Below are 12,871 nucleotides of genomic sequence, written 5' to 3' on the forward strand. Positions count from 1 at the left end.
ATTCGAGTTCGGTCCGGACTGTGCGCAAAAAGCAGGTCGGAGGGTAGTAACGTCGGCCTCATGCCTGAAGCTGTGATCGTCGCCCATGCCCGCTCCCCGATCGGCCGCGCCGGTAAGGGATCCCTGAAAGACGTCCGCCCGGACGAGCTCGCCCGCCAGATGGTGGCGGCGGCGCTCGGCAAGGTGCCGCAGCTGAACGTCGAGGACATCGACGACATCCACCTGGGTATCGGCCAGCCCGGTGGTGCCGGCGGCTACAACATCGCGCGCGTCGTGGCCGTCGAACTCGGCCTGGACACCGTCCCCGGCGTCACCGTGAACCGCTACTGCTCGTCGTCGCTGCAGACCACCCGGATGGCGATGCACGCCATCCGCGCCGGTGAAGGCGACGTCTTCATCTCGGGCGGCGTGGAGTCGGTGTCGAGCTTCTCCACCTCCGGTGCCGCCGACGGCCTGCCGAACTCGACCAACCCGATGTTCGACGAGGCGCAGGAGCGCACCGCGAAGGCCGCGCAGGGCGGTGCCGGCCCGTGGCACGACCCGCGCGACGACGACAAGCTGCCCGACGTCTACATCGCGATGGGCCAGACCGCGGAGAACGTGGTCAGCTTCACCGGTATCTCGCGTGAGGACCAGGACCGTTGGGGCGTGCGTTCCCAGAATCTGGCCGAGAAGGCGATCAACGAGGGCTTCTTCGCCCGCGAGATCGATCCGGTGACCCTGCCCGACGGCACCGTGGTCTCCACCGATGACGGCCCGCGCGCCGGCACCACCTACGAGAAGGTGAGCCAGCTGCAGCCGGTGTTCCGCCCGGACGGCACCATCACCGCCGGCAACGCCTGCCCGCTGAACGACGGCGCCGCCGCCCTGGTGATCATGAGTGACACCAAGGCCAAGGAACTGGGTTTGACCCCGCTGGCCCGCATCGTGGCCACCGCGGCCACCGGCCTGTCGCCCGAGATCATGGGCCTGGGCCCGATCGAGGCCGTCAAGAAGGTCCTCAAGACCGCGAAGATGACCATCGACGACATGGATCTGTACGAGATCAACGAGGCCTTCGCCGTCCAGGTTCTCGGCAGCGCCGACGCCCTGAACATGGATCACGACCGCCTCAACGTGTCGGGCGGTGCGATCGCGCTGGGTCATCCGTTCGGCATGACCGGTGCCCGCATCACCACCACCCTGCTCAACAATCTGCAGACCTACGACAAGACGTTCGGTCTGGAGACCATGTGTGTGGGCGGCGGTCAGGGCATGGCGATGATCATCGAACGCCTCAGCTGATCGACTGTTGGTTTCGTGTCCGCCACGGACACGAAACCAACAGTTCTGACCGTCAGGAGATGCGGAATGGCCCCGACCGGAGTCGGGGCCATTCGCGTGTCTGGACGAACTAGTCGTTGTTGAGGATGCTGACCAGTCGCAGGATCTCGGTGTACAGCCACACGAGGGTGACGGTCAGGCCGAGGGCCACGCCCCAGGCGGCGCGCGACGGGGCGCCGGCCTTGACGAGCTGGTCGGCCGAGTCGAAGTCGACCAGGAAGCTCATGGCGGCCAGGCCGATGCAGACCAGCGAGAACACGATGCCGATCCAGCCGGCCTCACGCAGTCCGGTGTGGACGCCGAACAGGCTCAGGACCAGGTTGCCGAGCATGAGGACCAGGACACCGACCATGCCGGCGGTCAGCATGCGGGTGAAGCGCGGGGTGACGCGGATGGCGCCCACCTTGTAGACGACCAGCATGCCGACGAACACGCCGACGGTACCGAGGACGGCCTGGCCGATGATGCCGGCGATCGGAACGTCACCGCTGATGTAGGCGTTCGGCAGCACGAACGAGATGGCGCCGACGAACAGGCCCTCGAACACCGCGTAGGTGAGGACCACGGCCGGGTTGTCCTGCTTGCGGCCGAAGGTGGCGATCAGGACGGTGATGAGGCCGCCGATGGAGCCCACCAGCAGGATCGGCATGGCGAGACCGAACTGTGCGTCGGCGTCGCTGCGCGAGGCGATCGCGAAGAACGAGGCGATCGCGGCGACCAGGAGCACGCCGAGGGTCATGGCGGTCTTGGTGACGACGTCGTCGACGGTGATCGGCCGGTCGGTGGTGGTCGGCGCGTACTGCTGCGGATCGAGCTGCTGCTGGCCGGCCATCATGGCGCCCTGCTGCATGCCCTGCAGGCCGGCACCGAAACCGGCGTAGCCGGCGGGCTGGTTGTCGCGGACGACGCCGCGCATAACCGGGTTGCTGTTGTCGCGCACTAGTGCTCCTTCAAAGCTCAGATGGTGTGCGTGGAGTTCTACCGGTTCAACGACCGTCGGACTCCGCTTGTTCCGACTTTACCGATTCTTGACTAAAGCCGCGCAGCGTCGCTCTGAGCACGTCTTCGGCCACCTGCATCGGGTCACCCCACGGTAGTCCGGGCTTGGACGTGATCAGGGAGGCGACACCGTGCGCCGACGACCACAGCCGAAGTGTCATGGCGGCGACGTCGCCGCGCGGGAGCAGTCCGGAATCCATGGCGGCGGCGACGGTCTCCCCGAAGTGCTGAAACGCCGACGACATCAACACCAGGTCGGTACGGGTGGGCTGGTCCGCGGTGCGGACGAACGCCGACTGATACATCACCGGGTTGGCGAGGGCGAACCTCACATATGCCAGCCCCTGCGCGATCCCGCGTTCGACGATGTCGTCGTGGTGCACCGAGACGTCCATCATCACTTCGTCGAACTGCTCGAAGAAGTGTGCGCAGACGGCGTCGAGCAACTCGTCCTTGTCGGTGAAGTGCAGATAGATCGACGGCGGGGTGACACCGACTCGGGTGGCGACCGCCCGGATGGAGACACCGTCCGGACCGCCGTGCTCGAGGAGCAGGTCGGTGGCGGCGGCCAGGATCTCGTCGGCCAGCTGTTCGCCGGATCCGCGGGGGGATCGTTTGCGCTTAGCGCCCTGGGCTGAGCGGGCACACATCATTCACTCCTCGACCAGGCCGATCTTGTCGTGCAGGCGTCGCAGCGGGCCGGGTGCCCACCAGTTCCAGCGGCCGGCGAGCCGCATGAACGCCGGTACCAGCATCATGCGGATCAGCGACGCGTCCATGAGCACGGCGAGCGCGAGACCCACACCGAACATTCTCATGAACGACACCTCCGAGGCGGCGATGCCGGCGAACACGATCGCCATCAGGAGCGCGGCGGCGGTCACGACCTTGCCGGTGCGGGCCAGGCCGACGGCGACGGCGTGGTCGTTGTCGGCGCGGGTCCGTCCGGATTTGATCCATTCCTCCCGGATCCGGCCGAGGAGGAACACCTCGTAGTCCATGGACAGGCCGAACGCGATGCAGAACATGAGGACCGGCATGGTGGCGACGAGGCTGCCCATGGCGGTGGTGCCGAATCCGTCGAGGTGGCCTTCCTGGAAGATCCACACCATCGCGCCGAACGTCGCCGACAGCGACAGCAGGTTCATCACCAGCGCCTTCAGCGGCAGGACGACGCTGCCGGTGAACAGGAACAGCAGGATGTAGGTGGAGACGGCGATGATCAGCAGCACCCAGGGCAGGTACTTGTAGATCGCGTGGACGGTGTCGACGTTGGAGGCGGCGGCCCCGGTGAAGCTGACCGCGACGCCGGCGGGGCGCGGGACGGCGCGCAGGGCGGCGACCTGATCGCGACCGGAGTCCTCCATGGGTTCGACGTCGGTGGTGATGGTGAGCAGCGACGTGGTGCCTCGGGTGAGGCCGGCCGGTGGCGGCGCGACCTGCTTGCCGTGGGCGTAGACGCCGACCGGCGTGATGACGCCGGCGACGCGGTCGACCTTCGACAGTCCGCTGGCGTACTCGCCCATCGGCTGCGGGAGGGTGGCGCCTTCGACGACGGCGGTGATGGTGGACGACGAGGTCTCGGCGAACTCGTCGCGGATCTGGTCCTGCACCACGCGTGCGTTGGCGGAGGCAGGAAGGACCCGGTCGTCGGGGAAGCCGAGTTTGACGCCGGCGAACGGGATGCCGAGGAGGATGAGGACGGCGGTGACGGCGACGGCGACCGGGATCGCATGCCGCAGCACCCACGAGGCGCTGCGGTACCACCAGCCCTGTTCGAGCGGCTGGGGTTCGGGTTCGGGCCGTCCGCGCAGCTTGCGGATGGCGCGGCGCAGGTCGAGCGAGTCGATCCGGTCGCCGAGCAGCATGAGCAGGGCAGGCGTCAGCACGATCGCGGCGACGACGGCGACCACGACCACGCCGATACCGGCGTAGGCGAACGACCGCAGGAAGTACATCGGGAACACGGCGAGCGCGGCCAGGGAGAGGCCGACGGTGACGGCGGAGAACATGACGGTCCGGCCGGCCGTGTTGATGGTGCGGACGATCGATTCGGCCCGGTCGCCGCTCTTCTCCACTTCTTCGCGGTAGCGGGTGACGATCAACAGCGTGTAGTCGATGGCCAGGGCCAGACCCATCGCGGTGGTGAGGTTGAGCGCGTACATCGACACGTCGGCGAACATGGTGATGAAGCGCAGAAGTGCCAGGGTGCCGATGATGGTGACGATGCCGACGAGCACAGGCAGGCCGGCGGCGATGAGTCCGCCGAACACGACGACCAGCAGCAGGAAGCTGATGGGGATGGCGATGGATTCGGCGACGAGCAGGTCTTTGCTGGTCTGCGTGTTCACTTCGGAGAACACCAGTGCCTGGCCGCCGGCCTCGATCCGGATGCCTTGGCGTTCGCCGACCATCATGTCGGCGATGGTGTCCGCACGACCGGGCGCGAGGTCTTCACCGCCGTCGATGCCGGCGACGATGAGCGTGGAGGTCTTGTCCTTGCTCAGCAGTTCGGCCGACTGTTGCGGGGCGCTCCAGATGGTGGAGATCGGCTGCTGCACGTAGCCGAGGCCCTGTAGTTGCCCGACGATCTCTTTGCCGACGGCGGCGGCGGTCGGGTCGGTCGACATGTCGGTGCCGGGTTTGCCGTCGAGCTTGATGATGATGGGCAGTCCGCCCTGCTTGAACTGCTGGTCGATGACGGTGTTGGCGTGCGTCGATTCCGAGTTCGGGTCTTCGAAGCCGCCGGGCAGCATGCGGTCGCCGACGCCCATGCCGTAGAGGCCGGCGGCCACGAGCAGGACGACGGCCAGGCCGAGGACGATCTTCGGCGCCGCGATCACGCGCCGGGTGAGACGTTCGAGCATGGGGACTCCAGGTTCGCCGTGAGTTATCAGCGTTAAGTTATCACCGATAACTCACGATGGGAACCCCCTGCCCGGTCACGATGCGGTGTGCCGCTCCCAGGCCTGACGCAGCGCGTCGGTGAAGACCTCTGCCGGTTCGGCGCCGGCCACGACGAAGTGCCGGTCGAGCACGAAGTACGGCACCGCCGAGCACTTCAGCTCTTTGGCCAGCGCCTCATCGTCGCGGACCGCCTGCACATACCGGGTCTCGTCGGCCAGTACTTCGCGCACCTGCGCCTCGTCGAAACCCTCGTCGACCGCCACCTGGACCAGTCGTTCGTGGTCGCCGAACAGCGACTGCTCCTCACCGAAGTTGGCGTGGAACAGTGCGATCAGCATCTCCTCGCCGCGACCCTGCTCCTGCGCGAAGTGGACCAGCCGATGCATGTCGAAGGAGTCGCCGAAGTCGCGGCCCTGCGTGATGTATGGCAGTCCTTCGGCATGGGCGACGTCGGCCAGTTGCAGCTCGCCTTGCGCGGCCTGTTCCAGACTGAAGCCGTACTGCTGGGCCAGGTGCTCGACGACGTTCCCGGACGTGCCGCGCGGCTGCGTCGGATCCAGCTCGAACGAGCGGTGGATCACCTCGATGTCGTCGGCGTGGTCGAACGCCGCCAGCCCGGTGTTGAACCGGTTCAGCCCGAGATAGCAGAACGGGCAGTTGATGTCGGAGAAGATCTCGACCTTCATGTCACTCCATTCGTAAGCAGCGCGCCGACGCCGTGTCATCGTCGCATGACCTCGTGTTCATCCGACACCCGGAGAGTGAACGGTCATGATGGCCTCCCCTCGCCTGCTCGCCCGTCGCGTCGCCGCCGCCACGTTGATCGCCGTCGCGGTCTCTACGCTGTCGGCAACGCCCGCCTTCGCAGCGCCGACCGCCACCGGCGGGCTGTCCCAGGTCACCGAGGCACCGGTCGCCGGCGACGGCCTCCGCTTGGAGGGTGCGTCGAACTTCCGCGACGTCGGCGGCTACCGGACCGCCGACGGACGCACCGTGCGGACGGGCCTGGTCTACCGCTCCAACAAGCTGAGCGATCTGACCGACGAGGATCTGCGGAAGATCAGCGCGGCCGGGATCACGCGTGACGTCGACCTGCGCAACGCTCAGGAACGCGAGGAGGATCCCGACCGCCTCCCCGCCGGGGTCCGGTACCAGGTGGCCGATGTCGAGAGCCTCGAGCACGGCGTCTGGTTCCACACGTCGGTCCCCGACACCCTCGTGCGATCGCTGATGGACGCCCAGCGCAACAACTCGTCGAACATCGGGCAGAGCGTCGGCTATCCGTTCATGGTCGACTTCCACGGCGCCGACGTGGCCTTTCACGACCTGCTCGCCGCCATTGCTCGGGGCCACGGGGCGCTGGTCTTTCACTGCACGGCCGGCAAGGACCGCACCGGCTGGGGCACGGCCATCCTGCTGTCGATCCTCGGGGTTCCGCGGTCGACGATCGAGGCCGACTTCCTCAAGTCGAACGCCTACCTGGACCGCGAGAACGCCGTCGAGTCGTCCTGGCTGGACGCGGCGTTCGACGAGGTCCATCGACTGTACGGGGACATGGACACCTACGTCCGCCGCGGACTGAACCTGGACCCCGCGACGGTGTCCGCCCTGCGCGCACGCCTGCTCACCTGACGCCGAGCGCACCGGAGCTCGTGGCATTCTGAAGCGGCGCCCCCGTAGCCCAATTGGCAGAGGCAGCGGACTTAAAATCCGCCCAGTGTCGGTTCGACCCCGACCGGGGGCACTGCATAGCCGCGGGCAGCCGGGTTCACCTCCGCAGCGGCGTACAGTCGCCGGCATGGCAGAGGAATGGTCGGCAGCGGAACTCGCCGACTTCACTTCCGAAGACGAGCTCTTCATCGAGACTCGACGCGAGGACGGCTCGATGGTGCCGGCGGTCCCCATCTGGATGGTCGTCGTCGACGGGCACCTGTATGTGCGGACCTGGAAGGTGCGAAGCACCGGCTGGTACGGCCGCGCCGTCCGCTACGGCACAGCGACGCCGTCGACGGCGCCTACCGCAGTAGGTACCGCCGGTACAGCACCTCCGCCCTGGACCCGATCCTCACCGACGACGGAATCGCCACCACCCTGCGGCTCACACCGTCGCGCTGAGTGGGACCTGTCTTCTCAGGTTCGCCAGCGGCATGACAGGGCGGTCCGGGGGCAATGTTCCCTCCGGCCCCGCTCTGGTGACAGCGATGAACACCGGTCTCCCACTCATCGGCAGAGGCAGCGGACTTAAAATCCGCCCGGTGTCTGTTCAACCCCGACCGGGGGCGCCGCATCGTCGTGGCACGATGAATCCATGAGTCCCCGGCATGCGCTGCCCGACCCCGACGACGTCGCGCCCGCGACACCGGCGCAGGCGACGCCGCCACCGCCCCCGGCCGCCCCGGTCGCGGCGCCGGCACCCGCGACCGAGCCGGCGGCACGCAAGCCCCGGAAGACGCACGCGCACACCCACACGCACTCGCACCACGGCGGACCGGTCGAGAACCTCGCGCACTTCGCCAAACCGCTGGTGGTCGGGCTCCTCACCGTCATCGCGGTGGCGACGGCGGTCGGCGCGATCTTCCTGTGGCCCACCCACAGCGACCACCCGATCCCGGTGCAGTTCCGGTCGGCCGACGGCGGACCCATCAAGACCGTCCAGGCCTCGGTCATCGCCCAGTCCCGCGCCGACTGCGGCACCATGGGTGCCGGCTCGGTGTCCGAGCAGCAGCCGATGTTCGACGACGACTCCGACACCACGGGCGCCTGCATCGCGTCGGTCGCCGAACTCACCTCCGGCCCCGACAAGGGCAACTACACGGTCCTGTCGACCGCCACCAACCGCGCACAGAGCGGCACCGGCCCCGACCACTACGAGACACACGGCTCCCCCGACGATCCGATCGCCGGCCAGCCGACGTTCAAGGTCGGCGACAAACTCCGCCTGTCGATGAGCTCAGTGCCCGACGGCGGCACCCGGTACTCGTTCTTCGACTATCAGCGCGGCATCCCGCTCCTCTTCTGGGCGATCGCCTTCGTGGTCGCCGTCGTCGCCGTCGCCACCTGGCGCGGCCTGCGCGCCGTGATCGGTCTGGCGTTCGCGTTCGCGATCCTCGCCTTCTTCGCCCTGCCGTCCATCCTCGACGGCCACTCTCCGGTCGCTGTCGCCGTCGTGTCGGCGTCGGCCATCCTGTTCCCAGTCCTCTACCTGGCGCACGGCCTGTCGATGAGAACCAGTTCGGCGCTCCTGGGAACACTCGCATCGCTCGGGCTGGCGGTCGGCCTCAGCAAGGTCGCGGTCTCGACCCTGTCCCTCACCGGACTGTCCGGCGAATCCACCATGAGCCTGCAGCTCTATCAGGGCTCCATCTCCCTGTCCGGTCTCCTGCTGGCCGGCTTCGTCATCGGCACCCTCGGCGTCCTCAACGACGTCACCATCACCCAGGCGTCGGCCACCTTCGAACTGGCGTCGGTGCCCGGTGAATCCCGGATGGACGCCTTCCGCGGCGGCATGCGGGTGGGCCGCGATCACATCGCCAGCACCGTCTACACCCTGGTCTTCGCCTACGCGGGCGCCGCACTGCCGTTGCTGCTGCTCTTCTACGTCGCCGGCCAGCCGGTGACCGGCCTGATCACCGGTGAAGCCGTCGCCATCGAGCTGGCACGCACCTTCGTCGGCGGCATCGCGCTGGCACTGTCGGTTCCGCTCACCACCGCGATCGCTGCGGCGCTGGTCACGCCGATCGCGAAAGAGCCCGCGACCACCGCATAGGCGCGCCATCATTGGCCGCATGAAGCTGTATGCGGACACCCCCGTTCGACGGTCCCGTCAGATCGTCGGCGACCTGGCCGTCGTCGCCTGGATCGCCTTCGTCATCTGGCTGGGCACCAAGGTCTACGACGTCGCGATGAAACTCGCCGTCCCCGGCCAGAAGATCGACGAGGCCGCCACCTCGCTGGGCGACAAACTCCGCGATGCCGGCGGCACCGCTGACCGCGTGCCGGTGGTCGGCGACCAGTTCGCCAAACCGTTCGGTGGCGCCGGTGGCGCCGCCGACGCCATCGCCGACGCCGGACGCGCTCAGGTCGACGCGGTGCACACGTTCTCGTGGTGGATCGGCGTGGCCGTCGCGGTGGTGCCGATCCTGCTGGCCCTGGCCATCTACATTCCGCCGCGCTGGCGGTTCATCAAACGCGCCAGCACGCACGTCGCCCTGCGCGACACCCACGCCGGGGTCGACCTGCTCGCCCTCCGTGCCCTGTCCAGCCAACCGCTCAAGAGCCTCACCGCCATCTCCGACGATCCGGCCGGCGACTGGCGCCGCGGGCACCGGCAATCCGTGCAGGCGCTCGCCGCCCTCGAACTCCGCGACACCGGGCTGCGGCCCCGCGAAGTGATCGCCGACCCGGGGAGCGCCGCGGACGCTCCTTGAGCCGTCGAAGCGAACGCTCATTGCAGGCTGTCGAGGCCAACTCCTTTCGACAAGCTCAAGGAGCGGGAGGCCCACGCTCCCTGACGCCGACCCACGCTCCTTGAGCCTGTCGAAAGGAGACCCGCGGGCCCGTAAGATCGACGTCGTGTTCGCGAAGGTGTGCGGTCTGACCGCGGTAGAGACGGTCGACGTCGCCGTGTCCGCCGGCGCCGACGCCGTCGGCGTGGTGATGAACCGGACCAGCCCGCGCGCGATCGACGAGCCTCTCGCCGCCCGGATCGTCGACGCCGCCCGCGGCCAGGTCGACACCGTGCTGGTGGTCAACGACATGCCCGCCGCCGACGCCGCCCGCCTGGCGGCCCGCCTCGGCGTCGACGTCCTTCAACTCCACGGCACCTACACCGCCGACGACTTCGCCGACGCGCTCGCCGTCTTCCCGCGACTGTGGCGGGCCACGAGCCTCCGGCACGACCCGCCGCTGCAGGTCGGCGCCTACGGCGAACAGGCCCTCCTCCTGGATGCTCCCCGACCCGGTTCCGGTGAGCAGTGGGACTATCGCGCGCTCGCCGGCAAGGGGCTGGACGGCGACTGGATCCTGGCCGGCGGACTGCGCCCCGACAACGTCGCCGACGCCATCGCGCAGGCGCATCCGTGGGGTGTGGACGTCTCCAGCGGCGTCGAATCGGCCCCCGGAGTGAAGGATCACGGTGCGATCCGTGAATTCCTTTCCGTAGTCCGCGCCACGGAAGGCTGAACCGGCTTAGGCTTCGCGTATGTCGAAGCAGGATGCCCAAGCGATCGTCGATGCCCTGGGCGGCCCCGGGAACATCACCAACCTGACCCACTGTGCGACGCGGCTGAGATTCGAGCTCGCCGACGCCTCCGGTGTGGACAAGGACACCGTCGAGTCGATCCCGGTAGTCCTCGGCGGCGTGCCGCAGGGCGGCAACCGCTATCAGGTGGTGATCGGCGGCGGCGTCCAGGACGTCTACAACGACATCATGGCGCTGCCCGGCATGGGTGCCGGGGACACCCGCACCGCCGACGACATCAAGGCAGCCGCGCGGGCCCAAGGCCCGCGCGGCAATAACGCCTGGCTGGACTCGCTGTTCGAGTATCTGTCCGACTCGTTCCGGCCGATCCTCGGCGCCCTGCTCGGCGCCTCCCTGTTCATCACCTTCATGTCGCTGATGGCGACCCTCAAGGTGATCCCGGCCTGGAACGACCCGACCGCGCCGCCGCTGTCACCGACCTGGACGTTCGTCAACCTGTGCTGGCAGTGCGTGCTGGTGTTCCTGCCGTTGATGATCGCCTACAACGCGTCCAAGAAGGTCGGCGCCGACCCGTGGGTGGGCTTCGCGATCATGGCGGTCCTCATGCTGCCCGGCTTCACCGGAATGATGGACAAGGCCACCGACCACAAGGTCTTCGGCTTCGACGTCCACACCATCACCGCGTTCGGCCTGCCGCTGACCATCAACGACTACAGCTCGCAGGTCTTCCCGCCGCTGCTGATGGCCGCCGTACTGGGTGTGCTCTACAAGTACTTGAAGAAGATCATCCCGGAGAACGTCCACCTGGTGTTCGTGCCGTTCCTGGCCATGCTGATCATGATTCCGCTGACCGCGTTCCTGATCGGACCGATCGGCGTCTACGCGGGCGCCGGCCTCGGTGACCTGCTCAAGACCATCAACGACTTCAGTCCGTTCATCTTCGCCATCGTGATCCCGCTGGCCTACCCGTTCATGGTGCCGCTCGGACTGCACTGGCCGATCAACGCGATCATGCTGCTCAACATCCAGACCCTCGGCTACGACTTCATCCAGGGCCCGATGGGCGCCTGGAACTTCGCCTGCTTCGGTGCCACCGCCGGTGTGCTGCTGCTGTCGTGGCGGCAGCGGGACCGGCAGATGCGGCAGACGGCGACCGGCGCGCTCGCGGCCGGTCTGCTCGGCGGTATCTCCGAGCCGTCGCTCTACGGAATCCATCTGCGGTTCCGGCGGATCTATCCGCGCATGCTGATCGGCTGCTTCGTCGGCGGCCTGATCATCGGTATCGGCGGCGGCGTCAAGACCCACGCCTTCGTGTTCACCTCGCTGCTGACCATTCCGGCGTTCGACAACATGTTCCTGTACATGTTCGCGGTGCTCGCCGCCTTCTTCACCGCGATGATCCTGGTGGTCCTGTCCGGTTTCCGTACTCCCGAGGAGCAGGCCGCCTTCGAGGCCGAGCGGGACGCCACCGAGGCGGCCGAGGCCGCCGATCAGGCCGCGGCGACGGGGGCGACCGTCGCCCTCGAGGACTCGGTCGACCCCGACTACGTGTCCCACGGCGGCGGGGCGGCCGGCGGTGCCGCGACCGCTGTGGCGACCGCGGGCGCCGCGACCGCCCTCGCCGAACGCGACAGTGCCGGCGCCGCCGCGCCCGCCGATCACCAGACCCCGGTGCGCGGTCCGGCCACCGAGATCGGTTCACCGCTCGACGGCGTCGTCATGCCGCTCGAATCCACGCCCGACCCGGCCTTCGCCGGCGGCAAGATGGGCGGCGGTGTCGCCATCGACCCGACCGGGAACACCGTGTACGCCCCGGCGAACGCGACGGTCGTGGCGGCACAGCCGACCGGCCACGCCTTCGGACTGGTGCTCGACGGCGGGATCGAACTGCTCATCCACATCGGCATCGACACCGTCCAGATGGGCGGAGACGGGTTCGACGTGCACGTCGAGGCGGGCCAGAAGGTGAAGGCGGGCACCCCGCTCGTCACCTTCGACCGCGCCAAGATCGAGAAGGCCGGCTATTCGGTGGTGACCCCGGTGGTCGTGATGAACACCAAGAAGTTCCTGTCGGTGACCCCGGTCTTCCAAGGTCCGGCGCCGGCCGGCACCCCGATCATCGCCGTCGAGTCCAAGCCCTTCACACCGAAGGACTGATCCCTCCCGCTCGTTGAGCTTGTCGAAGCGAGCCCCTCGCGCTCGTTGAGCCTGTCGAAGCGAGCCCCTCACGCTCGTTGAGCTTGTCGAAGCGAGCCCCTCACGCTCGTTGAGCTTGTCGAAGCGAGCCTCCTTTCGACAAGCTCAAGGAGCGTGGCGACCTCCTTTCGACAAGCTCAAGGAGCGTGGCGACCTCCTTTCGACAGGCTCAAGGAGCGTGGTGAGGCTCCTTTCGACAAGTTCAAGGAGCGGGGGCAGCGCGGCGGGGTGCGTATGGGGAGCGTC

General features: G+C 68.0%; 11 protein-coding genes and 1 tRNA gene. 8 read left to right on the top strand and 4 right to left on the bottom strand.

From position 1 onward, the window contains the following. The first annotated feature begins 60 nt into the window (after positions 1–60). Positions 61–1,284, top strand: a complete 1,224-nt coding sequence (locus QM774_RS07665; protein WP_414975317.1) for an acetyl-CoA C-acetyltransferase — start codon at positions 61–63, stop codon at positions 1,282–1,284. A gap of 109 nt (positions 1,285–1,393) precedes the next feature. On the opposite strand, the gene QM774_RS07670 is transcribed toward QM774_RS07665, so the two are convergent. The 4 genes from QM774_RS07670 to QM774_RS07685 all read right to left on the bottom strand — a co-directional run bounded on the left by QM774_RS07670 (position 1,394) and on the right by QM774_RS07685 (position 5,915). Beyond that, entirely contained in the window at positions 1,394–2,263 is an 870-nt protein-coding gene (locus QM774_RS07670; RefSeq protein WP_414975318.1) for a Bax inhibitor-1/YccA family membrane protein, read from the bottom strand. Positions 2,264–2,309: 46 nt separating this feature from the next. Beyond that, the gene (locus QM774_RS07675; protein WP_414975319.1) at positions 2,310–2,972 is read right to left on the bottom strand and encodes a TetR/AcrR family transcriptional regulator; all 663 of its coding nucleotides are present in this window, start codon (positions 2,970–2,972) and stop codon (positions 2,310–2,312) included. Between the two features lie 3 nt (positions 2,973–2,975). Continuing rightward, entirely contained in the window at positions 2,976–5,189 is a 2,214-nt protein-coding gene (locus QM774_RS07680) for an MMPL family transporter (RefSeq protein WP_414975320.1), read from the bottom strand. Positions 5,190–5,264: 75 nt separating this feature from the next. After that, the gene (locus tag QM774_RS07685; RefSeq protein ID WP_414975321.1) at positions 5,265–5,915 is read right to left on the bottom strand and encodes a DsbA family oxidoreductase; all 651 of its coding nucleotides are present in this window, start codon (positions 5,913–5,915) and stop codon (positions 5,265–5,267) included. Between the two features lie 85 nt (positions 5,916–6,000). Between QM774_RS07685 and QM774_RS07690 the strand changes: the two genes are divergently transcribed. The 7 genes from QM774_RS07690 (at position 6,001) to QM774_RS07720 (ending at position 12,586) form a co-directional block, all read left to right on the top strand. Then, on the top strand, positions 6,001–6,861 hold the full coding sequence (locus tag QM774_RS07690; protein ID WP_414975322.1) for a tyrosine-protein phosphatase: 861 nt from the start codon (positions 6,001–6,003) through the stop codon (positions 6,859–6,861). A 38-nt stretch (positions 6,862–6,899) separates the two neighbouring features. Further along, positions 6,900–6,973: transfer RNA gene (locus QM774_RS07695), tRNA-Leu, on the top strand. 54 nt (positions 6,974–7,027) lie between these two features. Further along, on the top strand, positions 7,028–7,474 hold the full coding sequence (locus QM774_RS07700; RefSeq protein WP_414975323.1) for a DUF2255 family protein: 447 nt from the start codon (positions 7,028–7,030) through the stop codon (positions 7,472–7,474). 63 nt (positions 7,475–7,537) lie between these two features. Further along, positions 7,538–8,995: a YibE/F family protein gene (locus QM774_RS07705; RefSeq protein ID WP_414975324.1), complete on the top strand. Its 1,458-nt coding sequence runs from the start codon at positions 7,538–7,540 to the stop codon at positions 8,993–8,995. 19 nt (positions 8,996–9,014) lie between these two features. Continuing rightward, positions 9,015–9,656 carry a hypothetical protein gene (locus QM774_RS07710; RefSeq protein WP_414975325.1) on the top strand — a complete coding sequence of 214 codons (642 nt, stop codon included), beginning with the start codon at positions 9,015–9,017 and terminating at the stop codon, positions 9,654–9,656. Positions 9,657–9,756: 100 nt separating this feature from the next. Further along, a complete protein-coding gene (locus QM774_RS07715; protein ID WP_414975326.1) occupies positions 9,757–10,410 on the top strand; it encodes a phosphoribosylanthranilate isomerase in 654 nt (217 codons plus the stop codon). A gap of 19 nt (positions 10,411–10,429) precedes the next feature. After that, entirely contained in the window at positions 10,430–12,586 is a 2,157-nt protein-coding gene (locus QM774_RS07720) for a glucose PTS transporter subunit IIA (RefSeq protein ID WP_414975327.1), read from the top strand. The last annotated feature ends 285 nt before the right edge of the window (positions 12,587–12,871 follow it).

The sequence above is a fragment of the Gordonia sp. (in: high G+C Gram-positive bacteria) genome (assembly GCF_047600565.1).
Lineage (GTDB): Bacteria > Actinomycetota > Actinomycetes > Mycobacteriales > Mycobacteriaceae > Gordonia.